General features: G+C 63.5%; 25 protein-coding genes. 13 read left to right on the top strand and 12 right to left on the bottom strand.

The genetic code is table 11. The annotated features are described in order from the left end of the window. Nucleotides 1-3: 3 nt before the first annotated feature. From BM438_RS15810 to BM438_RS15790, 5 genes are all read left to right on the top strand, one after another. Nucleotides 4-777, top strand: a complete 774-nt coding sequence (locus BM438_RS15810; RefSeq protein ID WP_093635168.1) for a fumarylacetoacetate hydrolase family protein — start codon at nt 4-6, stop codon at nt 775-777. Between the two features lie 41 nt (nt 778-818). Beyond that, nucleotides 819-2,297, top strand: a complete 1,479-nt coding sequence (locus BM438_RS15805; protein WP_093635167.1) for an aldehyde dehydrogenase — start codon at nt 819-821, stop codon at nt 2,295-2,297. Nucleotides 2,298-2,419: 122 nt separating this feature from the next. Beyond that, nucleotides 2,420-2,956: a thiamine pyrophosphate-binding protein gene (locus tag BM438_RS15800; RefSeq protein WP_093635166.1), complete on the top strand. Its 537-nt coding sequence runs from the start codon at nt 2,420-2,422 to the stop codon at nt 2,954-2,956. Continuing rightward, nucleotides 2,953-3,558, top strand: a complete 606-nt coding sequence (locus BM438_RS15795) for a thiamine pyrophosphate-dependent enzyme (RefSeq protein WP_093635165.1) — start codon at nt 2,953-2,955, stop codon at nt 3,556-3,558. Before BM438_RS15800 ends, BM438_RS15795 begins: the two co-directional genes overlap by 4 nt. A 7-nt stretch (nt 3,559-3,565) precedes the next feature. Beyond that, on the top strand, nt 3,566-4,435 hold the full coding sequence (locus tag BM438_RS15790) for an alpha/beta hydrolase (protein ID WP_093635164.1): 870 nt from the start codon (nt 3,566-3,568) through the stop codon (nt 4,433-4,435). Between the two features lie 60 nt (nt 4,436-4,495). Here the strand turns inward: BM438_RS15790 and BM438_RS15785 are convergent, their stop codons facing one another. The 12 genes from BM438_RS15785 to BM438_RS15730 form a co-directional block, all read right to left on the bottom strand. Continuing rightward, nucleotides 4,496-5,566 (bottom strand): oxygenase, encoded by a 1,071-nt coding sequence (locus tag BM438_RS15785; RefSeq protein ID WP_244179379.1) that lies wholly within the window; start codon nt 5,564-5,566, stop codon nt 4,496-4,498. Nucleotides 5,567-5,599: 33 nt separating this feature from the next. After that, nucleotides 5,600-6,544: a Rieske 2Fe-2S domain-containing protein gene (locus BM438_RS15780; RefSeq protein ID WP_093635163.1), complete on the bottom strand. Its 945-nt coding sequence runs from the start codon at nt 6,542-6,544 to the stop codon at nt 5,600-5,602. 112 nt (nt 6,545-6,656) lie between these two features. Then, on the bottom strand, nt 6,657-7,682 hold the full coding sequence (locus BM438_RS15775) for an amidohydrolase family protein (RefSeq protein WP_093635162.1): 1,026 nt from the start codon (nt 7,680-7,682) through the stop codon (nt 6,657-6,659). Between the two features lie 136 nt (nt 7,683-7,818). Then, nucleotides 7,819-8,667 carry an SDR family oxidoreductase gene (locus tag BM438_RS15770; RefSeq protein ID WP_093635161.1) on the bottom strand — a complete coding sequence of 283 codons (849 nt, stop codon included), beginning with the start codon at nt 8,665-8,667 and terminating at the stop codon, nt 7,819-7,821. Between the two features lie 15 nt (nt 8,668-8,682). Further along, entirely contained in the window at nt 8,683-9,453 is a 771-nt protein-coding gene (locus BM438_RS15765) for an SDR family NAD(P)-dependent oxidoreductase (RefSeq protein ID WP_093635160.1), read from the bottom strand. Nucleotides 9,454-9,512: 59 nt separating this feature from the next. Further along, on the bottom strand, nt 9,513-10,565 hold the full coding sequence (locus BM438_RS15760; protein WP_093635159.1) for a phosphotransferase family protein: 1,053 nt from the start codon (nt 10,563-10,565) through the stop codon (nt 9,513-9,515). A 20-nt stretch (nt 10,566-10,585) separates the two neighbouring features. Continuing rightward, nucleotides 10,586-11,860 (bottom strand): acyl-CoA dehydrogenase family protein, encoded by a 1,275-nt coding sequence (locus BM438_RS15755; RefSeq protein WP_093635158.1) that lies wholly within the window; start codon nt 11,858-11,860, stop codon nt 10,586-10,588. 35 nt (nt 11,861-11,895) lie between these two features. Beyond that, nucleotides 11,896-12,633, bottom strand: coding sequence for an SDR family NAD(P)-dependent oxidoreductase (locus tag BM438_RS15750; RefSeq protein WP_093635157.1), 738 nt, complete (start codon nt 12,631-12,633; stop codon nt 11,896-11,898). 20 nt (nt 12,634-12,653) lie between these two features. Beyond that, complete coding sequence (locus BM438_RS15745; RefSeq protein WP_093635156.1) at nt 12,654-14,987, bottom strand: CoA transferase; 2,334 nt, start codon at nt 14,985-14,987, stop codon at nt 12,654-12,656. Further along, nucleotides 14,984-15,991, bottom strand: a complete 1,008-nt coding sequence (locus BM438_RS15740; RefSeq protein ID WP_093635155.1) for a fumarylacetoacetate hydrolase family protein — start codon at nt 15,989-15,991, stop codon at nt 14,984-14,986. The genes BM438_RS15745 and BM438_RS15740 overlap by 4 nt, the downstream gene beginning before the upstream one ends. After that, complete coding sequence (locus BM438_RS15735; protein ID WP_244179378.1) at nt 15,988-16,512, bottom strand: bacteriohemerythrin; 525 nt, start codon at nt 16,510-16,512, stop codon at nt 15,988-15,990. Before BM438_RS15735 ends, BM438_RS15740 begins: the two co-directional genes overlap by 4 nt. Next, nucleotides 16,512-17,207, bottom strand: a complete 696-nt coding sequence (locus BM438_RS15730; RefSeq protein WP_093635154.1) for an SDR family NAD(P)-dependent oxidoreductase — start codon at nt 17,205-17,207, stop codon at nt 16,512-16,514. Before BM438_RS15730 ends, BM438_RS15735 begins: the two co-directional genes overlap by 1 nt. Before the next feature lie 166 nt (nt 17,208-17,373). Here BM438_RS15730 and BM438_RS15725 point away from each other — a divergent pair, with 166 nt between their 5' ends. The 8 genes from BM438_RS15725 to BM438_RS15690 form a co-directional block, all read left to right on the top strand. Then, the gene (locus tag BM438_RS15725; RefSeq protein ID WP_093635153.1) at nt 17,374-17,787 is read left to right on the top strand and encodes a Zn-ribbon domain-containing OB-fold protein; all 414 of its coding nucleotides are present in this window, start codon (nt 17,374-17,376) and stop codon (nt 17,785-17,787) included. Further along, on the top strand, nt 17,784-18,974 hold the full coding sequence (locus BM438_RS15720) for a thiolase family protein (protein WP_093635152.1): 1,191 nt from the start codon (nt 17,784-17,786) through the stop codon (nt 18,972-18,974). The genes BM438_RS15725 and BM438_RS15720 overlap by 4 nt, the downstream gene beginning before the upstream one ends. 186 nt (nt 18,975-19,160) lie before the next feature. Then, nucleotides 19,161-20,462, top strand: coding sequence for an MFS transporter (locus BM438_RS15715; RefSeq protein ID WP_093635151.1), 1,302 nt, complete (start codon nt 19,161-19,163; stop codon nt 20,460-20,462). 29 nt (nt 20,463-20,491) lie between these two features. Then, complete coding sequence (locus BM438_RS15710) at nt 20,492-21,730, top strand: NAD(P)/FAD-dependent oxidoreductase (protein WP_093635150.1); 1,239 nt, start codon at nt 20,492-20,494, stop codon at nt 21,728-21,730. 80 nt (nt 21,731-21,810) lie between these two features. Continuing rightward, entirely contained in the window at nt 21,811-22,512 is a 702-nt protein-coding gene (locus BM438_RS15705) for a hypothetical protein (protein WP_143131709.1), read from the top strand. A 190-nt stretch (nt 22,513-22,702) separates the two neighbouring features. Next, a complete protein-coding gene (locus BM438_RS15700; RefSeq protein ID WP_093635148.1) occupies nt 22,703-23,623 on the top strand; it encodes a LysR substrate-binding domain-containing protein in 921 nt (306 codons plus the stop codon). 105 nt (nt 23,624-23,728) lie between these two features. Beyond that, nucleotides 23,729-24,589 carry an HTD2 family dehydratase gene (locus tag BM438_RS15695; RefSeq protein WP_093635147.1) on the top strand — a complete coding sequence of 287 codons (861 nt, stop codon included), beginning with the start codon at nt 23,729-23,731 and terminating at the stop codon, nt 24,587-24,589. 37 nt (nt 24,590-24,626) lie between these two features. Beyond that, on the top strand, nt 24,627-25,453 hold an 827-nt coding region (locus BM438_RS15690), incomplete at its 3' end, for an acyl-CoA dehydrogenase family protein (RefSeq protein ID WP_425270738.1).

The raw sequence follows: 25,453 nt of genomic DNA, 5'->3' as shown, positions 1-25,453 counted from the left end.
CCCATGAAAATCGCCCGCTATCGTCTGCATGACGCCGTTCACTATGGTGTGCTCGAAGGCGAGCATCTGGAGCGCCTGAGCGGCTCGCCCTTCGATGGCATCATACCGGTCGGTCAGACAGATGCGTTGGCTGACGCGAAACTTCTCTGCCCACTGCCCGTGCCGAGACTTTTCGCGGTTGGCATGAACTACGTCGGTCATATCGCCGAGGCTGGCGCGAAGACGCCTGAGATTCCGCAGTTCTTCATGATGCCGACGACAGCGGCCATCGGCCCGGATGAAGCCATCGTCCGGCCGCGCGAGGCCCAGGTGGTTCATCACGAAGCGGAGCTTGCCATCGTGATCGGCAAAAAGGGCCGTCGTATCGATATCGCCCATGCGCTCGACTACGTGTTCGGCTACACCTGCGCGAACGATGTGAGCGAGCGTGTGATCCAGAACCGCGAAATGAGCTACGGGTGTTTGCTGGTCGGCAAGGCCTTCGATACCTTTTGCCCGCTCGGACCCGTCATCGCCACGGGACTCGATGCCGGCAATTTGCGCGTGCAGTCGAGCGTCAACGGCACCCAACGCCAGGACGGCAACACGTCGGACCTGCTCTTCTCCGTGCCCTTCATCGTGTCCTATCTGAGTCAGGCGCTCACCCTGCTGCCCGGTGACGTAATCCTCACCGGCACGCCATCCGGCGTCGGGCCGCTTAACGGCGGCGACCTTTGCGACATCACGATCGAAGGCATCGGCACGCTGCGCAATCCGGTGGTCGACGAAGCCGCTTGAGCGGGCTCGCTGTCACGCCCTCTTTCGAAACAGGAATCGACATGCAACGCTACGTGCATTACATCGACGGCCAGGATGCGCCGCCGCAAAGCCAACGCTGGTTCGAATCGCACAACCCGTACACCGGCGACGCATGGGCGGAAATCGCCGAAGGCTCCGCCGGCGACGCCGACCTTGCCGTGCAAGCCGCGCACCGCGCCTTTACGACCGGCGCATGGCCGCAATTGACTGCGACACAACGCGGCGAACTGCTGCGCCGGCTGGGCGATCTGATCGCGCGCGACGCGCAGAAGCTTGCTGCCACAGAAGTGCGCGACAACGGCAAGCTGTTTGCCGAAATGGCCGGACAACTGAACTACATTCCGCAGTGGTTCTATTACTTCGGCGGCCTCGCGGACAAGATCGAAGGCAGCGTGATTCCGCTCGACAAAAAGGGCTTCTTCAACTTCACGCGCCATGAACCGCTTGGCGTGGTTGCGGCGATTACGCCGTGGAACTCGCCGTTGCTGCTCACTGCGTGGAAGATTGCGCCGGCCCTCGCCGCGGGTTGCACGGCCGTGATCAAGCCGTCGGAATTCACTTCTGCGTCCACGCTGGAGTTCGTCAGGCTGTTTGCCGAGGCCGGCTTTCCGCCCGGCGTGGTCAACGTCGTGACCGGCTTTGGGCGTGATGTGGGCGCGGCCCTCGTCGAGCATCCGCTGGTGCGTAAAATTACCTTCACCGGCGCAGACAGCACTGGCCGCGCGATCAACGAAACCGCCGCGCGTCACTTCAAGCACGTGAGTCTGGAACTGGGCGGCAAGTCGCCGAACATCGTGTTCGCCGATGCGAATCTCGACGACGCCGTCAACGGCGCGGTCGCCGGCATCTTCGCCGCGACCGGACAAACCTGTATTGCCGGTTCACGGCTGTTGCTGCAGGACTCGATCTACGACACCTTCGTCGAGCGATTGTTGAATCTCGCCCGCACGGCGCGCATGGGTGATCCGATGTCGGCGGATACACAGGTCGGCCCGATTACCACGCGTCCCCAATACGACAAGGTGCTGCACTACATCAATGCCGCACAGAGCGAGGGCGCCACGCTCCTGCTAGGCGGCAGCGCAGGAACGCGGCCCGAATGCGGACGCGGCTGGTTCGTCGAACCGACTATTTTCGGCGACGTCGACAACGGCATGCGTATCGCCCAGGAAGAGGTGTTCGGCCCGGTCCTATCAATCATCCGATTCAGGGACGAAGACGATGCGCTGCGCATTGCCAACGACGTGCGCTTCGGACTCGGTTCGGGGGTCTGGACATCGGACATTGGCCGCGCGTTTCGCGTGTCGGAGCGGCTCCAGGCCGGCACCGTCTGGGTCAACGCCTATCGTGCGGTCAGTTTCATGTCGCCGTTCGGCGGCTATAAGGATTCCGGCCTGGGACGCGAAAACGGCGCCCAGGCGATCCACGCGTACCTGCAAACCAAGAGTGTGTGGATCAACACGGGAGCGGGCAGCGCCAATCCGTTCGTGATGCGTTGAGGGCGCAAGGCGCTGTGCACGTCCATGCCAAAAGCTGATATCACCAGCAACCTTTGTTATTGGCGTTGCGTCTGTCTCTCGCCCTAGCATAGCGCTACACATTCACGGATTCACGAGGAGACATGAGCACAACCGAGTCGCCAGTATCGAACTGGCAGGAGAACATCTTCTCCATTCTGAAGGGCGGCGGCGTACGCCAGGTCGCCTACGTGCCGGATGCCGGCCACGCGCACGTGATCCGCCGCGTCCAGCAGGACCCGCAGATGCGCGACATCGTGCTCACCACCGAAGAGGAAGGCGTCGCGCTCACGAGCGGCGCATGGCTCGGTGGCCAGCGCGCGGTACTGCTGATGCAAAGCAGCGGCGTGGGCAATTGCGTGAACATGTTCTCGCTGTTGCAGAGCTGTCGCTTCCCATTTCTGACGCTGGTGACGATGCGTGGCGAGTATGCCGAGTTCAACCCGTGGCAATGCCCGATGGGTCAGGCAACCCAGGCAGCGCTCGAACTGATGGGCATCACCGTCCTGCGCGCCTCGACGCCCGAAGAAGTCGAAGACATGGTGTCCGCTGGACTCGACGCTGCCTTCGAAGGCGGTCAGCAAGTTGCCGTGCTGCTGTCGCAGCGCCTCATCGGACGCAAAAAGTGGGAACGCAAATGAACACCTCGTCTTCCATCACTTCATCCGCGTCGATCGATCGCCGCGAATTCGTCGCGCGTCTGCTCGCGCTGTGCCCGAACGCGCTGGTGGTGACGGGTCTCGGTTCGCCGACTTACGATGTGTTCGCGTCAGGCGACTCGGACCGTTACTTCTATCTCTGGGGCGCAATGGGCGGCTCGACCTCCATCGCGCTGGGCCTCGCGCTCGCTCAACCGGAGCGCCCGGTACTGACGATTACCGGTGACGGCGAACAATTGATGGGCGTGGGCAGCCTCGCGACCGCCGGTGCACAGCAGCCGCCCAATCTGTCCGTGGTCGTACTGGACAACGGCCACTTCGGCGAAACCGGCATGCAGCGCAGCCATAGCAGTCTTGGGACGAGGCTCGCGCAGGTGGCGCGGGCATGCGGCATCGAACAGGCCGCCGAAATTCACTCGCTCGACGGCGTCGAGGCGTTGGCCGCCCGGATCAACGCGCGTGCAGGACTGAACTTCGCGCAGGTGCATATCAAAGCGGACGAGCTGCCGCGCGCGTTGCCCTCACGCGATGGTGTCTTCGTGAAGAATCGCTTCCGTCAGGCGCTCGGCTTCGCTCCGCTGTGACCACGCCATGACGCTGTCCACCACGACTCCGCCGTCCGCCGAACTCGAAGCGCAATTCAACATGCGCCTGCTGCGCCCCGATTTCGAGGCCAGCCTGCTGCAGGAATGGCTGGCACGTTCAGCCACCTTCAGGCGCTTGGCCGGCGCGCAACTGGACGTGGCGTACGGCCCGGACGAACGGGATCGTCTGGACTACTTTCGCGCCGCGTCCGCCGATTCGCCGCTGCTGATCTTCTTTCACGGCGGCTTCTGGCAACGCGGCGACAAGTCGGTGTACAGCTTCGTAGCCGAGCCGTTCGTGGCCGAGGGCGTATCGGTCGTACTCGTGAACTACACGCTGTGCCCGGCGGTTTCGGTCGAAGAGATCGTCGCGCAGTCGCAGCGGGCGCTGGCGTGGCTGTGGCGTCACGCCGGCGAGCTCGGGTGCTCGCGCGAGCGCTGGTTCGTCAGCGGCCATTCGGCGGGCGGCCACCTGGCCGCACGAATGATGGCCACGCACTGGGATACGCTCGGCGATGATTTACCGAAGCCGATGCTCAGCGGCGCGATCCTGATCTCGGCGCTGTTCGACCTGGAGCCACTGTGCGACACCTCGATTAACGAAGGCCTGCGGCTCGATCGAAAGCAGGCGCGCGCCGTGAGCGCGCTACGGCATTCGCCCGCGACCGACGCGCCGCAACTGATCGCGGTAGGCGGCGCCGAGACGGCGGCGTTTCATCAGCAGGCCCGCGCTTACGAAACGGCATTCGGCAATGCACAGCGTTTCGTGCCGCATTATCGGATCGATCACTGCGATCATTTCGACGTGGTACAGGCCTTCGCGAACCGCGCGCATCCGTTCTTCGAACTCTGTCGCGAGTTCGTCCGCGCGCGCTAGCAAAGTAGGCGGGCGTCATGCATGCCCGCGGTTCTTTTCAACACACGCCCGCGAGCCGTGTCAATCCACCATCCCGAGCAGCGCACGGATATCGCGTCCCGGTTCCGCGTCCGATCCGTACGAGAAGTCGCCGCGCGCCTGCCGTTGCACCAGTTGATCCATCAGAAAACGATAGCGCGTACCCGGTGCGTCGAAACGCGAATGCAGATCGAGCCGGTCGTCCGGGTCGAAATAGCGCTCGTTTTGCGGCCGGATCACCGAGTTGTCCTGCGGCTGGATCACGAACGCGATTCGCGGCATCACATAGCGCAACGGAATCGGCGCTGCCGTCGTATTGAAGGTAACGTCGCAGCGTGAGCGATGGCGGCCGACCGGCACGAACGGTTGCAAATTCGGCACGTCGTAGCCGGGCCGGAAACGGGGATAGGAAATGCACACGTTGCTGCGCAAATGCACGTGCAGCACTGCACGAAAATCCTGGTACTTCGCGCGCACGCCGCCGACCCAGCGCATGATCGGCGCCACCGACTTCTGCGTCACGATGCGGGTGCGCGTAACCGTCTCCGAAGTCCATTCCGTTTCGACGATGTCGGACTCGGACGCGCCGTCGCCGATCGTATTGGCGTGCAGAAAATCGGCATGCGTGAGATCGATCAGGTTTTCGATCGAGAGTGCCGAGGTCGAATCGAAGCGCACCGTACGTTGCGTATAACCGGGCAAGCTGCCGTCGAGCGGCAGAAACGGAATGTGCGGCAGCAATTGCTCGTCGGCGTTATCCGGATTGCCGTACCACGCCCAGATATAGCCATAGCGCTCCACCACCGGATAGAAACCCGAGCCGCCAGTGAACGCACTGGCCTGCGCATGGCGCTGGTCCAGTTGTTCCGGACGAAACTCGGCGGCGAACGGCTTGCCCGCGTGGTCCCGCCACAGAAAATACGGCTGCGAATGGACGATGCGGCGAATCGGCTTTGCCGTCGCGTCGCGGCTATGCGAGACCGGGAACCAGGCGTCGCGCAAATCGTAGTTGAGCGGGGTCCAGTCGCGGCGCGCGGATCTGGACGATGTGGCCGCAGGGTCGGCTGCGGCATTGGCCGGATCGGCGGCGAGTGTTTCGGTGACGGCATTCATCGTGCGATGCTCCTTGGCGAAATGGGAAACAACTCAGGCGGCCTCGCTCAAAGGCGTACGCCGTGCGGCGCGTGCCGCGGCCAGATCCCGCGACGGCGCCACCAGCAACTTAGCCAGCGCAGCGCCGTCGATCATTGAATGGATCCGGAACGGCGCGCGTGCGCGAGCCCGGGCGATATGCCAGCGCAGCGGCGCGCCGGCCACGCGCGTATCGTGTCTGAAGCCGCGCCAGCACAGGCTGATGGTGCCGCGCCGATTAGCACTGGAGGCGATGCACAAGGTCACGAGCGGCATTTCATCCGCGTCCAGCAGTTCGACGCTGATCGTGCCGCCCTCGAGCGGCACCGCCGTGCGCACAATCAGCGGATGATCGATGACGAAAGCCGGCGGCAACATCCGCGTCTTCCACATCGCGCCGCGATCGACCACGAGACGCCCTGCTTCCACGCGTGGGTCGCCGAGGAAGAAATCGGTCATACGCACGCTGCCGAATTCGAGCAGGCATTCGGGGCCGTCCAGCATCGCCGCGAGATATTCGTCGTGCGCGATGTTGACTACCGCGGCGCCGCTGAACTCGGTACCCTGCGGCTGATAGTCCACGCCCGGCAGCGGCGAGTCGACGGGGCTGCCCTCGCCTAACCACACGTGTACGAAGCCATTGCTTTCGGCAACCCGATAGGCCCGCGCGCCGTAACGCGACGGCACGCGCTCGTCCTCACGCAGATTCGGAATCGTGGCGCACATTCCGGTCGTGCCGTTGAAGGTCCAGCCGTGATATCCGCATTGCAGTCCTTTCGGCGTGACCGTGCCGAGTGCAAGCGGCACGCGCCGATGCGGACACCGATCCTCCAGCGCGCACAGTTCGCCCGCCGCATTGCGAAACAACACCAGTGCCTCACCATTGCACATCACCGCGAGCGGCTTCTCGCCTGTCACCGATTCCCGAAGGGCCACCGTCCACCAGTTGCCTGTCGTCATGCGCGTGTCTCCGTCTTTTTTATTGGGTACAGTCGGCACGGCGCCACGAGGCACCGTGCCGTTGCGCGTTGCAGACTTCTTTGCGCGCTTTGCTTCTTCCCGCGCTACTGCTTCAGGCGGCGACCTGCTCGCTGACGTCAAGCTTCAGCAGCTTGATGGCATTGCCGCTACGGATCTTCTCGCGGTCCGTCTCCGACAGTCCGAGGCCTTCGGTCAGATCGCCATGATCGTACGCGCCGCCGAAGTTCGTGCCGTACAGCAGGTTGTCCGCACCCACCACCTCCACCACGCCGCGGCGCAAGCCAGTTGCGTGCACATCGAGGTCGAAGTAGAAGTTCGGCAGATAGTCCATCACCGGACGCTTGTTGCGCGAGTCTGGCGCCATCACGCGATTGAGATCGTTCAGGCGTCCAAGCTGGAAAATCGCCATGCCGCCCGCGTGCGTGATGTAGGTCTTCAAGCCGGGGAACGTATCGAGCGCGCCGCCGTTGATCAGATTCCAGAAGAACAGCGTCTCGTCGAAGCAGTCGCCGACGATCGACGTGGTCTCGAACTTGTCGTTGGTATGATTTTCGCCCCAGTAGATCGACTGGTTGAAGCCGTGCACCATGATCGGCGCATCGAGTTTTTCGAGCTGCTCCCACACCGGGAACAGTTCTTCGCTATACGCTTCCAGACCATTGAAATTGGCGCCGCCCACACACACGCCCTTTGCACCGAGCTGCGTCACCGCGCGTTCGATTTCGCGCGCGGCCTCGGCCGGATTGGCGAGGTTCGCATGCGCCCAGAACGCGAAATGTTCCGGGTCCTTGGCGCAAAAGGCCGAGAGTTCGTCGTTACAGATGCGCGCGTATTCGTCGCCGAATTCGCCGGCCCAGTACATGAACGCATGCGACGGCGTGGACAGCACCAGCTTGTCGACGCCACGCTCGGTCATCAGCTTGCGGCGCGCCTCGTGTGTCATACGCGCGAGCAGATTCGCTTCGGCTTCTTCGTCGTCGCGCGCTTTCGACGGTTGCGTCGTGCCGAGCGAAAAATGACCCACAGTCAGGCCTTTGGTCTTCATGAAGGGGCCCCAGAACTCGTGACGCTTGAGCATCGCGGGGGTGAAAAGATGGGCGTGGACGTCGATCAGCATGGGACTTTCTCCTGGTATGGCGGGGGGATGGCTGTGTTGGGCCGTGTAGGGACGCCGTCGCTACGCGAATGTCATGCGGGCGGCGGCGTGGTGTTCGAAATGCGCGCACGACACGTCAATGCGCGGCGCGCGCTGCTCAAATAGGTCGATCTGTTCGGTCGGTTCGATCTACTGCTTCCGGCATGCGACCCATGAAACCCGCCGCGCGCTGATGAAACTGGCCGCTGCCGGACGCGCCCGCCACCGTCACGCCGGAATCGATCACCAGCGTGTGCGCGGTGACATGGCGCGCATCGTCGCTTGCCAGGTAGACGCACGCCGCGGCGATTTCCTCCGGCATCAGAGGCGTACCGAGAGGCGATGCCGCAGCGGCTGCGTCGAGCGCGGCTTCGAGACTGCCGCGGCCTTGCACGATCATGTTGGTGACGGTCGTACCCGGCGCGACCGCGTTCACGCGCACGCCGTGGGGCGCAAGTTCCGAGGCGGCGGATCGCGTGAGCCCGATCACACCGTGTTTGGCCGTGGTGTAAGCATGCGGCCCGAGCCCGCCGATTACGCCGGCAGTACTGGCCACCGACAGAATGCAGCCGCTCTTTTGACGCACCATCGCGCGACCGGCATGCTTGATGCCGTAAAACACGCTATCGAGCAGCACAGCGAGCGTGGCGTGCCAGGCGGCGGCGTCGGTCTCGAGGATCGAGCCGAACGCGCCCACCAGCCCCGCGTTGTTCACCATACAGTCAAGCCGGCCATACCGTTGCAACGCATGCTCGACCGCCTGAGCAACCTGTGCTTCGACGCTCACGTCGGTGCGCACGAACGATGCATTCGCCAGTTCCCGCGCCAGAGAAGCACCCGCGTCGGCGTCGATATCGGCCAGCACGACCGTGGCGCCTTCCGCCGCCATGCGCCGGGCCGTCGCGGCGCCTATGCCGCTGGCGGCGCCGGTAATCAGCGCAACCTGGCCTTGTAGACGTTCAGTCATTCTGTGCCGCCGCGCTCAAGGGATCATCAGACCGCCGTCTACCGCCAGCGTCTGTCCGGTGATGAAGTTCGCGCCGTCGCTGACGAGAAAGAGCAGCACGGGCGCCATCGCCGTGTCGGGGTCGCCGAGGCGACCGCCGAGCGGTATCTGCTGCGCCATGAAAGCGTCATGCGCGGCGAGGTGTCCGGCATCCAGCCGGGCGCGGAATTTCTCGTACATCGGGGTCCACATGGCGGGCGCCAACGCATTGACCGTGATACCGTATTTGCCCCATTCCTTCGCCGCCGTTCGGGTCCAGCCGAGCACCGCTGCCTTGGCCGCCGAATAATGCGCGAGCCCCGGCACGCCCATCACGCCCGCCGCCGATGCGAAGTTGATGATCCGTCCGCCATGTTCTTTCAGATGCGCGAAGGCGACCTGATTGGTGTTGAGCGTGCCGCGCGCGTTGACGTCGAACATCAGGTCCCAATCTTCCTGGGTGATCGATTCCGCCGGCGATTTACGCTCAACGCCAGCGATATTCACGAGCGCATCGAGCCCGCCGATGCGCTCCACCGCCGTGCTGAAAGCGTCGTCGACTTGCGCGCGCTGGCTGACGTCGCAGCAGAAGTAATGCGCCACGCCCGGCCCCTTTGCGGATGCCTCTGCGGCGATATTGCGGCCCGTTTCGTCGTTCAGATCGAGTGCCGCCACTTTCGCGCCCGCAGCGACTAGCGCCTTCACGGCACTCGCGCCGATGCCGCTCGCCGAGCCGGTCACGATCACGCGTTTGTTCTGGATGTCCATGTCTGTCTCCGTGTTTCTGATCTTGTCGAATACTTCAAGCGTCGCTGTCGTGCCTCGCGTTACGCCAGTTGTGCAATCAGATCTTTGGCCTGCCCGAGCAGGCGCACAGCCGACGCATGATGCTTGCTACCAAGCTCCGCCGATGACTTGCCCGCGCACGACCGCGCATAACTCCCCTCTAGCAGAATGCCGAGCTTGAAGCGCGCGAGCACGACATACCAATCGATCGCGGATAAATCACGATCGCTACGCTCGCGGTAGTAGCCGACGAGCTCGGTGGCACTCGGAAATCCGAGCCACGGTGTGACGCGTATCGTTCCCGCGCCCTGACCCTCGGCATTCGGCCAAGTCGCCACCAGCCAGCCGAGATCGAGCAAGGGATCTCCGACAGTGGCCAGTTCCCAATCGATGATCGCCGCGAGTTCGGCGGAGTCATTGCGAAACATCACGTTAGCCAGATGAAAATCACCGTGCAGAATGCCGGTGCGCGACGGCGCGGGACGATTCGCTTCCAGCCACTCCGCGACCTCGACGACGCCCGGCAATGAGGCCGGACCGGGCCAGCCTGCATGCACCAGGTAATGCTCCAGCTGCGCGCGCCAACGCGCGACCTGCCGTTCGAGGAAGCCCTGCGGTTTGCCGAAGTCGCCGAGACCGACGGCCAACGGATCGACTTCGCCGAGCCGCAGCAGCGCATCCACCATCGAGTAACCCATGCGTTGCTGCGCTTGCGGCTGCGCATGAAAATCCGGCAGCGCCGCCGCCGAAGCATTGAACCCTGCCACCGGCGCCATCAGATAGAACGGTGCGCCGAGCACGGCATCGTCCGTACAGGATCCGAACAACGCCGGATGCGGCACCGCGGTGCCTGCCAATGCACCCAGCACGCGCGCCTCGCGAGCGATGGTCGCGCACACTTCAGGCCGTGCGTGCAAGGGCGGCCGGCGCAGAACGAATTCGCGCGCCCCGCGGCTGAAGCGCAACAGGATGTTTTGCGTGCCACCCGTGAGCGGCTGCGCGTCGACAATCGGTCCGCTTTCGAGTGACCGCGCATCCATCCATTGCGTGAGCCGCTCGAGGTTCACGGCCGCTTGCCAGGCGGAATTCGTCATCACGACCTCCTGTGAGCGGGTTAGCCAAGCGCCGCGCGGAATTTCCGCTCGGCGGCCGCGGCCGCGGTCGGCCGATGGTACGCGGGGAACAGGTCCGCGCACGGCGTGTAGTCACGCAGCAACTGTTTGGCGACGGTGACCTTGTGCACTTCGGTCGGGCCATCGGCGAGACCCATCTGGAAGGCGCGCGAGATCATGCCGGCGAACGGCATCTCCGAAGAAGCGCCGATCGAACCATGCACATGCAGCGCACGCGCCGCGATGTCGTGCAGCACCTTCGGCATCGCGGCCTTCACCGCGGCGATGTCCTTGCGCACCTTCTGGTAGTCCTGGTAGCGATCGATGCGCCACGCGGTGCGCATCACGAGCAAGCGGAACTGCTCCAGTTCGAGCCACGAGTCCGCGATTTTTTCCTGCACCATCTGTTTGTCGGCGAGCACGCTGCCCTGCGTGTGGCGCGACAGCACGCGCTCGCACAAGGCGTCGAGCGCTTTCTGCGCGAGACCGATGGTGCGCATCGCATGATGCACACGGCCGCCGCCGAGCCGCACCTGGGCGACGACGAAGGCTTCACCGGGTGCGCCGAGCATATGGTCGGCCGGCACGCGCACCTGGTCGAAGGCCAGATAGGCGTGCGTCGCTTCAGGCTCGTCGGCCATACCGACATTGCGCAGAATGCTTAGGCCCGGCGTGCCCGCCGGCACGATGAACATCGACATGCCCTTGTAGGCGGAGACATCCGGATCGGTGATCGCCATCACGATGAAAAAGTCCGCGAACCGTGCGTTCGACGCAAACCATTTCTGCCCACTGATCACCCAGTCATCGCCGTCGCGCACCGCACGGGTCGTGAAGACTTTGGGATCGGCGCCCCCTTGAGGTTCGGTCATCGCGAAACAGGAGACGATATCGCCTGCCAGCAAGGGCGCGAGATAACGCACCTTCTGCGCTTCAGTGCCGTAATGCGCCAGGATTTCCGCATTGCCGGAATCGGGCGCCTGACAGCCGAAGACGATCGGCGCGAACAGCGCGCGGCCCAGAATCTCGTTGATCAGCGCGAGCTTGACCTGTCCGTAGCCCGGGCCGCCGAGTTCGGGCCCGAGGTGGCAAGCCCACAGCTTGCGATCCTTCACCTGCTGCTGCAACGGCTTCACGAGAATCTGAAACTTCGGATCATGGATATTCCACGGGCTGCCCAATACATGTTCCAGCGGCTCGACTTCGTCGCGCACAAACTGCTCGATCCAGTCGAGTTCGGTCTGAAAGTCAGGATCGGTTTCAAAGTCCCAGGACATGCGATTCCTCTTTGAGGTAAGCGTGCGAATAAGACTCAGGCGAGCAACATGCCGCCGTCGAGCAGCAAGGTCTGGCCGAGCATGTACGCGGACAGCGGTGACGCCAGGAACAGTGCGCCGCCGGCCATGTCCGCGGGCGTGCCGAGGCGGCCGAGCGGAATGCGCCGTAGCGCGCCTTCGAGCCGCTTCGGGTCGGCGGTCGTCACGCGCGTGAGCTTGGTTTCCACGAGCCCGGGCGCGATGCCGTTCACGCGGATGCCGTCGCGTGCCCACGCTTCGCCTAGCGTGCGTGTCAGACCGAAGGCGCCGGTTTTCGACGCGTTATACGCGGGATTGCCGCGCGTCGAATGAAAGGCTGCTGCCGAACTGACGATGATCATCGCGCCGCGTGCCGCCTTCAACGATTCGAAGCAACGGTCCGCACAGGCCATCAGGCTGGTGAGGTTGATGTCGAGCACCTTTTTGAAGCCTGCCGTCTTGAACTCCTGACGGTCGTATAGCACCGTGCCTTGCGCCTGCACCAGCACGTCGAGGCGATCGAACGGCAGTGCGCAGCGTTCGATGTTCGCCGACTCCGAGACGTCCACCTGGACGTAGTGCAGCCCCGTCAGATTCGAATCGATCGAATCCGCGTAATCGGATACCGAAGCGCGCGTGCCCCACACATGTACCGTCGCGCCGCGTTGCAGAAACGCCTGGGCAATACCGTTACCGATACCGCTCGAGCCGCCCACCACCAGCACGTTCTTGCCGGTGAAATCCAGTTCGTTCATTGTCCTTGTCTCCGTGGCGCTCAAATACGCGTGATGCCCTGATTGACCAGCTGTTCGATGTGTTGCGCGTCAAAACCCAGCATCTCCAGCACCTCGCGGCTGTGCTCGCCGAGCGCGGGCGGCGCCCGTTCGATGACGAGTGGCAAGTCGTCGAAGTCCCACAACGCGCCGATCTGCTGCAGCGAGCCATAGACGGCATGGCTGTACGTAGCGTGCAGCCCGGCGGCGGCATGGTCGGCGCTGTCGAGGAAAGCGTCGCTTTGCGATTCCAATGCGGGCTCGGCGGGTACGCCTGCTGCGTGCAAGGTGCTCAGTGCCGCCGTGACGTCAAACGCGGCAAGCGTGACTTCGGGTTCCTTGCCGGCGAACCGCGTGAAGGCGTCGCCCTCCGCAGCACTCAGCGCGGCCACGGCGATCCAGCCATCCTTGCAGCGATAGAGGCGATGCGTCGGCGCGATGCCGTGCTGGCCCGCGTCGAGATGCGCCATCGGCGTCAAGGCGCGCCCCCGATCGATCACGACGGCTTCGCTCGCGGTCAACGTCATCGCACCGAGCAGCGACGAGGCGACGGCCTGTCCCTCGCCGGTCCGCATGCGCGCGAGATGCGCGAGCAACACCGCGAATACCGACGACAAGGCCGCCAGGTGATCGCCAACGCCAAAGCGCAGCCAGCTCGGCGGATTGCCCTCGCCGCCCGATTCCGTCTCCCAGCCGAGCGCCGCCTGCATCAACTGATCGAAGCCCGGCCAATGGGCGCGCGGACCTTGCGGACCATACGAGCTGACATGCGCGCAGACGAGCGCCGGGTTGATGGCGCGCAACTGGTCGGGCGCGATGCCGAGCTTGCGCGCCGCCGGCAGCCGCACGTTGTGGTGAACGACGTCAGCCCATTTTGCAAGGGCTTCGATGACGGGTTTGCTGCCTTCGGCGCCGAGCTTCAGTGCGAGCCCGCGCTTGCCGCGTTGCGTGCCGGCGAAGGCCCGCTCGAGCCGTCGCATCGCGTCGCCCGCGGGCGGCTCGACCTTGATGACGTCGGCGCCGAGATCGGCAAGCACCATGCAGGCAAACGGACCGGCGAGATAAGCGCCGAGGTCCAATACCTTGAGACCGTTGAGCGGCGGACGGGATGCCGGAGACGCGGCGCCTGACGCGCGAGCGCCATTAGCGACGCCGGAATCCGCGCGAGCGGTGGCGCCAAAGCGATTCTTGTCCGACCAGTCGATATCGCGTGCTGCCGTCGGTGCTTGCAAAGGTCCGCGCACACGTGCCGGCGGATCGACGTGATAAGCCGGTCCGGGTTGGGACGTCCTGCCGAAAACCGGATCGTCCACGCCGACCACATAACCGTTGAGCCGTGCCTGTTCATCGGCGTAAATCTCGCCGAATGGCACGGCGATCTGCGCAGCGACGTCGTGCGCCCAGAAATGTTCGACCCAGTCCTGCGCATTGCGCGTGGCGATGATTTCGCGGTTCGCGCCGAAGTTGGGCGCGACATGGCTCGGCGGCCATTGCGCATTGGCGCGCGCCACCTCGTCCGGGCCCATCGCGGCGAGCGCTTCGGCCATCCACGGCGCGGCGTCGGGCGAGTAATGCACGTGAATCCAGCGGCCGTCCGCACAACGATGCAGCGGAATCGGCACGCTCTTGTCGAGCCCTTTGGCAAACACCGGTGTGGGCTGCGCGGCGCGCGACCAGTGCATCGTCATCGGCACGAGTGCGGCTTGCGCCAGACTCGTATGTGCAATGCCGCCTCGCCCGTCGCGTTCACGCGCGATCAGCCGCGCCATGACGCCGACCGCGCTCAGCCAGCTGGCGATCCAGCTCGCAAACGGCATGCGGATAAATACCGGACCAGGCCGATGCCCGGGTTGTTCGTCAAGAATGCCTAGACGCGCCAGCACCAGCGTCTCGCGCACCGGAGCGTCGGTGAGCGCATGACGGCGCGGCCAGCCGCCCACGCTCGCGATGACCAGCGCCGGATAGCGTTGCCGCAATTGCGCGTCGTCCAGCGACCATCTGGATGCTTCGGCGGGCGTGAGGTCGTGGACCAGCACGTCGGCATCCGGCAGCAAGCTATCGAGCAGGTCGCGCTGCGCGGCAAGGTCGCCATCGGTCACGCGGCGCTTGCCGCGATCGAGCACATGAAAGAGTGCCGCGTTGCGCTCGGCCTCATGGCGTGGGCGTTCGATTTTTACGACGTCCGCGCCGGCTTCGGCGAGATACAACGCGGTGGCGCTGCCTGCGAGGCCAGTGGCAAAGTCGATTACTTTCAAACCGGCTAGCAGCGCTGGTTGCGTGCTTGGCGCCCGTTGCGCGGCGTCGGCTTGAGCGGCGTCGACTTGCACGGCGCTCATGCTTCAACCTCCTGCACTATCGGCCGCACGATCCTGCTGCGCAATACGCCGATGCCCTCCACTTCCAGTTCGACCACATCGTCCGGCTTCAGATAGCGGAGCTGTTCAAGTCCGCAGCCGTTGCCGACCGTGCCTGAACCCAGGAACTCGCCCGGATGCAACGTCTCGGAGCGCGAGATATGCGCGATCACGTCCTCGAATTGCCAGCGCATGTCGCGCGTGTTGCCGCGGCCCCATTCCTCGCCATTGACGCGTGCAATCATGGTCAGGTCGTACGGGTCGCCCAGTTCGTCGGCGGTGACGAGGCATGGGCCCATCACGTTCGCCGTATCGAAGTCCTTGCCTTTGGCGGGGCCGAGCATACCGCCCATTTCGGTGGCCTGGGCGTCGCGCGCGCTGATGTCATTGAAGATCGTGTAGCCGTAGATGTGCGCGCGCGCGTTCTCGCGCGAGACGTCTTTCGCGCGCTGGCCGATGTAACAGCCGAACTCCAGCTCGAAGTCGAGCAGCTTGCTATAGGCCGGCCAGATCACGTCGTCGTCGGGACCAATCACGGCGAAGCGGTTGCACTTGTAGTAGATCGGCTGACGGTTGAAGGTGTCGATCACGCGATCGTCGGCGCGCGTGTTCATCGCCTTCAGCGTCGCCTCCGGGTCGGGCGTACGCAAGGCGCGCGCACGACGCGCCGCGGCGAAGCTCTGCCGCAAGTGCAGTTCGAAGCACGAGCAGTCGCGCATCTGCGTGGGCGGTTGAATCGGCGCGAGCAGCTTCACGGCACTGCGTTCCCGCACCGCGTCGGCGGGCGCGCGGGCCTGCAGCGCGCGGGCTTCTTCGAGCAACGGCTCGCCACCTGTCAGCAACGCCTGCACACTCGCCAACGCGACACTGTCGCCGCCACGCACGATGCGGCTCGCCTCGCGCAAATCGAGTACCGCCTGATCGTTGTCGAACAGTGCGCCGGAGCGCTGCGCGCCGTCGGCCAATTGGAAAGTGACGAGTCTCATCGAGTGGTTCCGGCTTGAAGGGATGAATCGAACGCAGGGGCGGCGATGCCCGGCATGGCGCGTCGCAGGACCACCGGCAGGCCGCCGTGGGTGCGTTTGCTCATCCAGTGGGATAAGGCCGCGTCCATGTAGTCGGCATGGCCGGGAAACCAGCCGGCGAGCGCTTCTGCGAGTTCACGCGCGACCTGACAGGCAGCACCGTCGCGCAGCATCTGTGCAACTTCGCGTACCGAGCGCAGAACCGCCGCGTGTTCGTCCGCGTGACACTGGGCGGCGGGAAAACTCGTGTCCTGCATCCATTGCTCTTCCTGCTCGAAATGAGCGACCGCATGCTTTTCGAAAGCCGCGAGCGTCCTCGGCACCGCTGCCTCGTCGCATTGCTGCAAGGCAGCCACACAGTCGACGAACTCACGATGCGTCTCGTCCATCTGCGCAAAGCCAAGCAGGAAGCCGTCATGCCAGCTCAGCGCGGCGGCCGGCTGCGGCATTGCGTTCAGGTCATGAGAAAGTGCGGTCGCCATCACACGCGCCCCGCTACCGGCAGGCACGCGCCGGTCATCGCGCTGGCATCGTCAGACAACAGGAAGGCGATCACTGCGGCGAGCTTGTCCGCCGCGACCCAGCGCGACGTATCGGCGTCCGGCATATCCGCGCGATTCACGGGCGTATCGATGATGCTCGGCAGCACCGCGTTGACGGTGACGTTGCGGTCTTTCAGTTCTTCCGCGAGCGCTTCGGTGAGCCGCGCGACGCCCGCCTTCGACGCCGCGTACGCGCCCATGCCCGCACCGGCCTTCAGGGCGGCCAATGCGCCGACATTCACGATGCGTGCGCTCTGCTCGCGCAGCAGATAAGGCAGGACTTCATGCGAAGCGATCGCCGCCGTGCGCACGTTCATCGCGTAAAGACGATCCCACGTTTCGATGCTGCCCGACTCCAGCGTTTCCCACGCAAAGCCACCCGCGATGTTGACCAGCGCGTCTATTCCGCCGAGCCGCCCGGCGATTTGCTCGAACGCGCTCGAGGTGCTGGCCGCATCGCCCAGATCGACACCGCCGAATACCGCTTCCACGCCGTCGGTCGCCACGTTCGCAGCGCGATCCACCAGCGCGACACGTGCACCGCGCGCGCTCAGTTCGGCGCCGACCTGGCGCCCTAACGCACCAAGACCGCCCGTGACGATGACTCTGCGATGGATGAGTTGATTGGTCGGCATAAGAACGCCTGTCTCCTGTGTTTGACCGGGCTTCCCGGTGATTTCCCTGGCGGGAAAACCCTGCACCGCTCTCGCTAATTTAATACATTTTTCTCGTTTCTGTTCATATATTATGGCGACATCAACAGACGGTCAACTGCCAGGCAATACGAAATCAACCGCATCCATGCCGAGAAAACTTCCTCTTCTGACTGCTGAAACCGCGCCGTTCTGGCAAGGCGGTGAACACGGCCTGCTCAACATCTATCACTGCGATGCGTGCCGCTATCTGTTTCATCCGCCCGCGCCACTCTGCCCACGCTGCATGTCGTCGCACGTCGGCGCGAAGCCGGTCTCTGGACGTGGCAAGGTGGTAAGTTTCACGATCAATCATCAGGCGTGGCTGCCCGACCTTCCGGTGCCGTATGTCGTCGCGATCGTCGAACTCGCGGAGCGCGAAGGCCTGCGTTTCGTCACAAATATCGTCGGCGGTGCAGTCGCGGACGTGCATATCGGCATGCCGGTGCGCGTGAAATTTGAACAGCAGGAAGACGTGTGGCTGCCACTCTTTAAAGCCGATCCCGAACGGAGCGCGGCATGAGCGAGAACCTGTTCGAGAAGAACGTGGCGATCAGCGGCATCGGTCAATCGGAAGTGGGCCGCCCTTCGAACCGCACGGCGATGCAGTTGAGCGTGGACGCCGCGCTCGAAGCGATCGCCGATGCCGGCCTCACTCGCGAAGATATCGACGGGATTTCATGCTGGCCGGGAGACAACGACAACGGCAACCCATTCTCGCCGGTGGGTCCGAATGCGCTGATGAATGTACTCGGCCTGAAGGTGAACTGGTATGGCGCAGGCTACGAAGGGCCCGGGCCGCTCACGGGTCTGGTGAACGGCGCGATGGCGATCGCTGCCGGTTTGTGCAAACACGTATTGGTGTTTCGCACCATTACCGAGGCAAGCGCGCGCCTCAAGGACAAGACCGCCAGCGCGCTCACCAACAAGACGGTGGGCCGCGACGGCAGCTATTTCTGGCAGTGGTACACGCCTTTCAATGTCGTCTCCGGCATCAACCTGATGGCGCTGTATGCGCAACGTCACTTTCACGAGTACGGCACTACGGCCGAGCAACTTGCTCAGATTCCGCTGACCTGTCGTGCCAACGCGATGCTCAATCCGAAAGCGGTGTTTCGCGATGCAATGACGATGGACGACTACCTCGCATCCCGCATGATCTCCTCGCCGCTGCGCATGTTCGATTGCGATGTGCATTGCGACGCGTCCACGGCCATCGTGCTGTCACGCGCCGACCTCGCGCGCAATGGGCCGAACGCACCGATCCGGCTCGAAGCCATCGGCTCCGCGCTGCATCAACCATGGTCGTGGGATCAGATTTCGTTGACGGAGATCGCCTGCTTCGATGTCGGACGCATGCTGTGGTCGCGCACCGATCTGAAGCCGAAGGACGTCGGTAGTGCACAGCTCTACGACGGTTTTTCGATCCTGACCATGCTATGGATGGAAGGACTCGGACTCTGCCCGCGCGGCGAGAGCGGCGCATTTGTCGAGGGCGGCCAGCGCATTGCGCGCGACGGCCACTTGCCGTTGAACACCAACGGTGGCCAGCTGTCCGGCGGACGTACACATGGCCTCGGCTATGTGTACGAGGCCTGCACGCAGTTGTGGGGCCGAGGCGGCGAACGCCAGGTCGCGCCACATGAGGTGGCGATTGCAGCGGCAGGCGGTGGTCCGCTCGGCGCCAGCGTGCTGCTGGTCAAGCAATGACGCGGCTCACTTTAGCCCGATGACGCAACCAATCGCGTCTCCTCCCAGGGCATCTACCGAGTTATTCGCATCAATCTATATGTAGAATCGTTTTCTGTATGTGGAATATCATACCCGCAGCGGGCTGCTTTCCAGGCGCGTTTTGTGCGCACAGTGGCCGCTTGCCGATCCGTAAAGGAACCGCCGATGTCCCCTTCTGACTCGTCTCAATCCGCCGCCATCGATCTCACCGAATTCCGCGCCGGCTGGCGCTCCGTGCTGATGGCGATGCTCGGGCTTGGCGTGGCCGCCAATGCTTCTCTGCTGTATGCGTTCGGTTCGCTGGTGATTCCGCTGCAACATGCGTTCGGCTGGAGCCGCGGTGAACTGCAACCGGCGATCAGCTTTCTGTTCGGCGGTGCTGTGATCGGCGCGCAAATTGTCGGCTGGCTCAATGACCGCTATGGGATGCGGCACGTGACGATCGCGTCGCTGATCGGACTCGCCGTCGTCTATGCGCTGATGTCGCTGATGCAGGCGATGGGCCACTCGATCGGGTGGCTCTATCTGATGTGCACGCTGCTGCCGATCGCCGGCATGGGCACGATGCACATCACGTGGACGCATCTGGTCAACCTGTGGTTCGAGCGCAATCGCGGCCTGGCACTTGCCGTGATGCTCTCAGGCACGGGCCTCTCGGCAATTCTGATTCCGTCGGCAGTGACGTGGGTGATCGGCCGCTGGAACTGGCAAGCCGCGTTTCTTTTGCTGGCGGCGCTGCCGTTGATTCTGGTGTTGCCGCTCGTGCTGATGTGGTTGCAGACACCGGCCGCGCAAGACGCATCTGCGGGCCGTGGCGAGCGTGCCGCCGGCCATCGCGCGGCGCCGCCGGTGCGGGCGCACACGGGGCTCGCGTTCCGTGACGCGATGGGTTCGGCACGCTTCTGGACGCTCAATATCGCGCTCTCGCTCGTGGTGGCCGCAACGGTCTCGATGGTCAGCAACACCGTGCCGCTCCTGCGCGACAAAGGGCTCTCGGCGGCCGAAGCCAGTCATATATTCGGCAGCTTCGGACTCTCGCTGATTGGTGGCCGATTGCTGGTCGGCTATCTGATCGACCGCCTGTGGGCACCCGCGGTCGCTGCGGTCGCGCTCGCCATGCCCGCCCTGGGTTGTCTGCTGCTGTCCACCACCAGCGCCGATCACGCCGCCACGCTCGCGGTTGCGACGCTGTTGATCGGCCTCGGCGCCGGCGCTGAATTCGACATTGCCGCGTATCTGATTGCGCGTTACTTCGGCATGCGCAATTACGGGCGCCTGTTCGGCATGCACGTCGCGCTGATCACCATCGCAGCCGCATTGGCACCGTGGCTATTCGGCCGGATCTACACCGTGACCGGCTCATACACGACGATGCTGTCGATCTGCGGCGCCGCCTTTCTGCTCGGCGCGATCACACTACTGCCGCTCGGCCGTTACCCGAAATTCGATTCACTGAATCTGGCCTGATTACTCGACTCGTACTCTCGATCCCTCTCATGTCATTGAATAACGTTGTCATTGTCGGTGCGGGCCAGGCCGGATATCAGACTGCGGCTTCGCTGCGGCAGGAAGGTTTTGAAGGACGCATCACGCTGATCGGCGACGAGCCAGGTGTGCCATATCAGCGTCCGCCGTTGTCGAAGGCTTACCTGCTCGGCAAGATCGGCACCACGGCGCTGCGCTTTCGCACTCACGAATGGTTCGAGCAACAGCGTCTCGAACGGGTCGAGGCGCGGGTCACGCGGATCGATCGCGAGGCGCAGTGCGTGGAACTGGCGAGCGGCGAGCGCGTGCCGTACGACCACCTGGTGCTCGCCACGGGTGCGCGCAACCGCGTGCCGCCCATTGAGGGAATCGAACTCGACGGCGTATTCGGCATCCGCACGCTGGAACATGCCGACGCGCTCGCGCCACGCGTGGCGGCCGCGCGCGACGTGGTCGTGATCGGCGCCGGCTTCATCGGCCTCGAATTCGCGGCCGTAGCGGCGGCCAAAGGCCTGTCAGTCCACGTGATCGAACTCGGAACGCGGCCGATGGCGCGCGCCCTCTCCACGCACATGTCGACGCTGTTCAGCGCTGCGCATACCGGCTGGGGCGTGAAGTTCGACTTTGGGCAAACCGTCGCGCGGCTGGTCGGCGACAACGGCCAGGTGGTGGCCGTGGAAACGGGCGACAACCGCCGTCTGCCAGCGCAACTGGTCGTGTACGGGATCGGCGTGTTACCCAACACCGACCTCGCCGCCGACGCGGGCCTCGCCGTGCAAAACGGCATCTGCGTCGACACGCAGTTGCTGACCAGCGATCCTTCAATTTCAGCCATCGGCGACGCCGTCAGTTTTCCGTCTGCCTGGAGCGGCGCGCCGATCCGCCTGGAGTCGGTGCAAAATGCTGTCGACCAGGCCCGCAATGTCGCGGCACGCCTGACTGGCAAACCTGTGGCTTACACCGCGTTGCCGTGGTTCTGGAGCGACCAGGGCGATCTGAAACTGCAGATCGCAGGGCTCTCCGATGGCCACGATGAAACGGTCCTGCTCGGTTCGGGTGAGAGCCGGCAACTGAGCGTGTTGTGCTTCCGCTCCGGCCGTCTGATCGCAGTGGAATCGTGTAACCGGCCGGGCGACCATATGGCGTCGCGCAAACTGCTGGCCCGCGCCGCGTTGCCGACCATCGTGCAAGCGGCCCAGCCGGGGTTCGACCTGAAGGAATTCGAAGCCGCCACACGTGAGCCGGGCTGAACTGATCTGAAGCTGATTTGAATGAGGCCGCTGCGGGCGCGCAGCGGCATCGTGGTTCAGCGTCATATGCGGGAGCGTCGATGAGAGCACTCAAATGGGCCATGGCGCCGTGGTGTCTGCTCATGGTGCTCGCACATGCCGCCCCATCCGCAGTCAGCGGCCCCCCGTCGCCTCAAGCCACCCGCTGCACGGCCGGCGATGCGGGCCGCTACGAAGTCACCGAGTTTGTCGACCGAATCGCGCTCGTGAGCGATGGCCATCTGGTCAAGCGTATCGACGTGCCCCAGGCCAGCTGTTATCCCTCGTGCCGGCGCGAGCAGGCGGATAACCATCTATACCGGATCGAAGATCCCGCCGGCGACGAGCTCATGCACCCGTTGCTGCATGACGACGATCCGACAGACCCGGCACGCGTGTCGTCAGCCGCGCTGCAGCAGAGCGATGCCGCCACGCTGCAACTGGCGGTTCGGACCCGAGGCCGTGCGCACGCCTGGATCGTCGAGGCTGACAAAGTCAAACGTATGGTGACGTCTACGAAGGAAACGACTGCCAGCGGCAGCCTCACGTATAACGATCCGTTTTTTGTCGTGTTCCACCATGCATCGCTGCCCACGCTGACCATCACGGCAGCGGATGCGACGCTTGAGTTGGGCCCGAGCGAATTGGACCTGAATCAGTTGCCTCCGTGGCTGGTCGAGCCGATCGCGCCACAGCAGTTGGGCGCGTCGACGGTTTATACGCTGAAGATCGTCGGCGGCCCGGGTTGCGCAACAGGCAACTGAACACCCGTCGGGGACAAACTCGGAGCGCACCTTTTTCAGGGCCTGCTGTGGGGCTGCTTTGGCACTTTCGGTATCGAACAAATCGAACGTCCGTTGCTGAACGACGTAATCAACATCGCTTTCTCCAGATTGATTTCCGCTTTTTGCCACACTGGATCAACCGAGCATCTCTTCATTCAGAGCACGTAACATGACCATGCATTTCGATCTCGTTGATCTTCGTCTCATCACATGTATCGCAGAGACGGATAGCCTGACGCGTGGCGCCGAGCGATTTCATATGTCCGTCCCTGCGGCAAGCACCCGGATCAAGAATCTGGAAGAAAGCATGGGGACCAAGCTGCTGTATCGGACCAGCCAGGGCGTTACGCTCACGCCGCCGGGCCAGGCCTTCCTTCACCACGCCCGGCTAGTCCTGTCGCAGCTCGAGCAGCTGCGCGGCGACATGCAGGAGTACGCGCGCGGCATCAAAGGTCATGTGCGGATCTTTGCGAACACTACCGCTACAACTGAATTCTTACCTAACGACCTGCGTAACTTTCTCGCGGAACATCCTGACGTGAACGTCGAGCTTCGCGAACGCTTGAGCCATGACGTGGTACGCGCGGTCAGTGAAGGCACAGCGGACGTCGGGATAGTCGCCGGCAATGTCAGGCCCGAATCGCTGCAAGTCCTGCCGTACCGCTCAGACCGGCTCATATTGGCGGTCTCGAATGCGCACCCCCTCGCCGGAAAGACGTCCATTCCGTTTGAAGAGGCAAGCGGGTTTGACTTCGTCGGAATGCCCGAAGCTAGCGCGATTCACACCTTTCTGAACCGCGTAGCAAGCGACATGCACAAGAAACTTCAGGTGCGCATTGAAGTCGGTAACTTCGAAGCGCTGTGCCGGATGATCGAGGCCAACGTCGGGATCGGCGTGCTGCCTTGCTCGTCAGCGGTACGCTATGTGAAAACCATGAACATCCGGCTCGTTGAAATCGAGGACGAGTGGGCGACGCGCAATCTGCTGATCTGCGTGCGCAACCTTGACCTGTTGCCGTCTTTCGCGCGGGAACTGGTCGACCTCCTCACGCAGAAGTGCAAAACCGATCATGAGCCCCTGCCGGCCTGAACGTCAGCAGTTAGTCTGCGTTTAAAGCCCTCTTCTCCACACACAAATTGTAGTGAGCAGGCCGGTGCGTCAATCTAGCGTGAACGACGCTACCCGACGCCCCCCATGACTGCTGAACTCGACTACCTGCGCACCTGGATCGGCCGCACACAGGCCGAACGCGAATTCGTCTCACCACGTCTTGCGCAACAACTCGCCGCGACGCTGGACTATGAGGACGTCCCGCATGTCGGTTCTCCGTTGCCTCCGCTGTGGCACTGGGCGTTTTTTCCTCACATCGTTTCGCAGTCACAGATCGGCACGGACGGACACCCGGCACGCGGTGGATTCCTGCCGCCAGTGCCACTGCCCAGACGGATGTGGGCGGGCAGCCGCGTCCGGTTCGAACGTCCGCTCGTGGTCGGCAGCGAAATCACCAGGACGTCGCAGATTCTCGACGTCGCCGCCAAGGAAGGGCGCACCGGAAAGCTCGTGTTTGTGCGCCTGCGTCACGAACTGGAAGACCTCGAAGGTCCGCTGGTTTCCGAGGAGCAGGACATTGTGTACCGCGAGTCCGCGGCGACGGCGTACACCACGGCAACCGGCCCGAGCGCGCCGGCAGAGTTCACCTGGAAACGGGAGATCGTGCCCGACCCGGTCCTTCTCTTTCGCTACTCCGCCGATACCTTTAACGGCCACCGCATTCACTATGACCGCACCTACGCCCAGGAACAGGAAGGCTATCCGGCGCTGGTCGTTCACGGGCCACTGACTGCGACATTGCTGATCAATCTCCTGCGGCGCAGCCTTCCTGGCGAATCGATTGCATCGTTCTCGTTCAAGGCGGTCAACCCGCTCTTTGACTGCGCGCCCTTTTTTATCTACGCAGCCCGTGCCCCTGGATCGACCGAAGTGAAGCTCTGGGCAGCCAATTCCGATGGCGTGTTGTGCGTCGATTCCGAGGCGACGCTAACGACACTCGCGTAAGTTCTTCAAAATTAACTCTGAGGAGTAGAGACAAGTGCTGGCTAACGTTGACCCCTATCAGGACATTCGCGAAGCGGTTCGCGATCTGTGTTCCAACTTCCCCGCCGAGTATTTCCGCAAGATCGACGAGGAACGCGCCTACCCTGAAACCTTTGTGCAAGCGCTAACCGACGCCGGTTGGCTTGCGGCCCTCATTCCGCAGGAGTATGGCGGCTCCGGGCTCGGTCTGGCGGAAGCCTCGGTGATCATGGAAGAGATCAACCGCAGCGGCGGCAATTCCGGTGCGTGTCATGGCCAGATGTACAACATGGGGACGCTGCTCAGGCACGGTTCGGCAGAACAAAAGGCTCGGTACCTTCCGGAAATCGCCAGTGGAAAGTTGCGACTTCAGTCGATGGGCGTGACCGAGCCGACAACAGGTAGCGACACCACCAGCCTCAAGACAACCGCCGTGCGCAAAGGCGACAGATACGTCGTCAACGGTCAGAAGGTGTGGATCTCCCGGATCCAGCATTCCGATCTCATGATTCTGCTCGCGCGGACCACGCCGATCGATCAGGTCGCGAAGAAATCCGAAGGCATGTCGATCTTTCTGGTCGACCTGCATCAGGCAATCGGCAAAGGCATGACGGTTCGCCCCATCCCGAACATGGTGAATCACGAGACTAACGAGCTATTTTTCGACAACCTCGAGATTCCCGCCGAAAACCTGATCGGCGAGGAAGGCAAAGGCTTCAAGTATATCCTCGATGGCCTGAACGCTGAGCGGACGCTGATCGCCGCTGAATGTATCGGCGACGGCTACTGGTTCCTCGACAAGGTCTGTAAGTACGTCAAGGAACGCGTCGTCTTCGGCCGCCCGAT

Origin of the sequence: Paraburkholderia aspalathi, from assembly GCF_900116445.1 — a bacterium.
GTDB classification, from domain to species: domain Bacteria; phylum Pseudomonadota; class Gammaproteobacteria; order Burkholderiales; family Burkholderiaceae; genus Paraburkholderia; species Paraburkholderia aspalathi.
The sequence above is the reverse complement of the archived record's forward strand: the minus strand, read 5'-3'. Positions and strand labels throughout refer to the sequence as shown.